Source organism: Streptomyces murinus (assembly GCF_002154555.1).
Lineage (GTDB): Bacteria > Actinomycetota > Actinomycetes > Streptomycetales > Streptomycetaceae > Streptomyces > Streptomyces murinus.
This window is the reverse complement of sequence record NZ_MUNF01000959.1, coordinates 1-1588: the sequence shown is the minus strand read 5'-3', so window position 1 is coordinate 1588 and position 1588 is coordinate 1. Positions and strand designations below refer to the sequence as shown.

At 71.0% G+C, this 1588-nt stretch carries 1 pseudogene; it reads right to left on the bottom strand.

Features of this window, described 5'->3' with window-relative positions:
* A pseudogene (locus tag CCN72_RS36910) lies at positions 1–1381 on the bottom strand (RICIN domain-containing protein); the annotation flags it as partial.
* Positions 1382–1588: the final 207 nt, after the last annotated feature.

The window sequence follows — 1588 nt, the reverse complement described above, 5'->3', positions numbered from 1 at the left end:
AGATGTGTATACGCGACAGGTTCTGGGCGAGGACACGGCCGGTGCCCGCGGCGATCCGGTAGCGGTGCCCGGTGGCCACGGGCGGGGCCGCGGGCGCGGTGGCGTCGAGGGTGAGGTCGACGTACTCGCCGTCGGCGCCGTGCGCGCAGCCGAAGGAGCAGTACGAGCGGAAGGTGCGGCCCACGATGGCGGAGCTGGTGCGGTTGGCGCCGTCGAGGAACCAGCGGTACCAGGAGGCGGTCGTGTAGCCGCCGGTGTCGCCGATCAGATGCCATTTCTGGGTGGCGAGGTCGTCGGTGGCGTAGAGGTACTGCGGCGCGTTCCCGCTCTGGTCGACGGCCTGCGGTTCGCCGATGTACAGCCCGAGGTAGGCGTCGTAGGCGATGTTCATCACGAACAGCGGGGAGGTCGGGGGCGTCTTGCCGGCCGCGATCTGTTCGGCCGTGGTGCCGGTGTTCGCCGGGTCGTACTCGGCGGCGGCGGGGGTGTGCCCGGTGGGGTGGTCGGCGTCGACGGGGACGATGTTGCTCTCCTTGCCGCCGGTGCCGGGCTGGGACCAGGCGCCGTCGTACCACTTGCGCCAGGAGCCGGGGGCCATCCGCTCGGCGATCGGGGCGCGGGCGACATGCTCGTAGAAGGCCTTCCAGCCGCCCTTCTTGTCCACGATCCGGGAGCCGTAATAGACGTAGAAGTAGCCGGAGGCGGTGTCCACGAACAGGCGCTGGTCGCCGTCGCCGTAGTCGTACGTCTGGTTCGGGAAGGCGGCCGTGTCCCCGCGCACGGTGCTGAACGGGGACGTGATGACATGGTCCTCGATGGTCCAGGTGCGGCCCCGGTCGGTGGAGACGGCGTAGTCGATGGCGTCGAAGTGCAGCCCGTCGCCGAAGGGTTGGGGCGTGAACTCGTTGTGGACCAGGCCGTACCAGTCGCCGGTGTCGGGGTCGACCCACACGCCGGACAGGTCGCAGTAGTTCTTCTGGGAGTAGCCCGATCCGGCCGGGGGGTCGCTCGCCTCGCGGCCGGTGGGGCTGCTGTCGCAGCGCGCGGTGGTGTCGTCGTTGCGGTCGGCGGGGTCGGCCGGGTTCACCGCGGTGCTCAGCGCGCTGTCGAAGGCGGCGGTGTCGAAGTCGGTGCCGGTGTAGAAGTCCCAGCTGCGGGGGTCGTTCGCGCCGTACAGGGCGGCGGACTGCTGGTAGTGGAAGGTGCCGTCCCGGTCGAGGAAGGGGCTCGCGGGAGTGTCCGTGGGGTACGGGAAGGGCACCGGGCTGCCCACGGTGACGGTGTAGGCGGGGGCGGCGGACGCCGGGGACGCGGTGGCGGCGCCCAGGACGAGGGCGACGGTCGCGGCCATGGCGCCGCCCGCTCTGCTCAACAGTCGCACGGATGCTCCTCGTTGCCGAAGGTGATGCCGGAGGTGATGCCGAAGGTCCGGTCCCACGGAACGATCAACCTCCGGCGGTGTCCCGGCAATGGACTCCCGTGCGCCGCCTCTTGCACTTTCGCGCGCGGGCCGACCGGTCAGCCCTCCTCGGACAGCGGTGTGTCCCAGGCCAGTTGGCGGATGAGTTCCTCGTCCCGGTGGTCGGGG